This window comes from Klebsiella sp. CN_Kp088, assembly GCF_040064335.1.
GTDB lineage: Bacteria > Pseudomonadota > Gammaproteobacteria > Enterobacterales > Enterobacteriaceae > Klebsiella > Klebsiella aerogenes.
In genome coordinates, this window is record NZ_JBEAIQ010000013.1 from 1 (window position 1) to 523 (window position 523).

The following is a 523-nucleotide window of genomic DNA, read 5'->3' on the forward strand; positions in this document are numbered from 1 at the left end:
GCCTTCCTCCTCGCTGAAAGTACTTTACAACCCGAAGGCCTTCTTCATACACGCGGCATGGCTGCATCAGGCTTGCGCCCATTGTGCAATATTCCCCACTGCTGCCTCCCGTAGGAGTCTGGACCGTGTCTCAGTTCCAGTGTGGCTGGTCATCCTCTCAGACCAGCTAGGGATCGTCGCCTAGGTGAGCCATTACCCCACCTACTAGCTAATCCCATCTGGGCACATCTGATGGCATGAGGCCCGAAGGTCCCCCACTTTGGTCTTGCGACGTTATGCGGTATTAGCTACCGTTTCCAGTAGTTATCCCCCTCCATCAGGCAGTTTCCCAGACATTACTCACCCGTCCGCCGCTCGTCACCCGAGAGCAAGCTCTCTGTGCTACCGCTCGACTTGCATGTGTTAGGCCTGCCGCCAGCGTTCAATCTGAGCCATGATCAAACTCTTCAATTTAAGTTTGATGCTCGTGAATTAAACTTCGTAATGAATTACGTATGTTCACTCAGAGACTTGGTATTCATTT

At 52.4% G+C, this 523-nt stretch carries 1 rRNA gene; it reads right to left on the minus strand.

Annotation, left to right across the window (positions count from 1 at the left end):
• Positions 1-453: ribosomal RNA gene (locus ABLV08_RS03535) — 16S ribosomal RNA — on the minus strand; the annotation flags it as partial.
• Between the last annotated feature and the right edge of the window lie 70 nt (positions 454-523).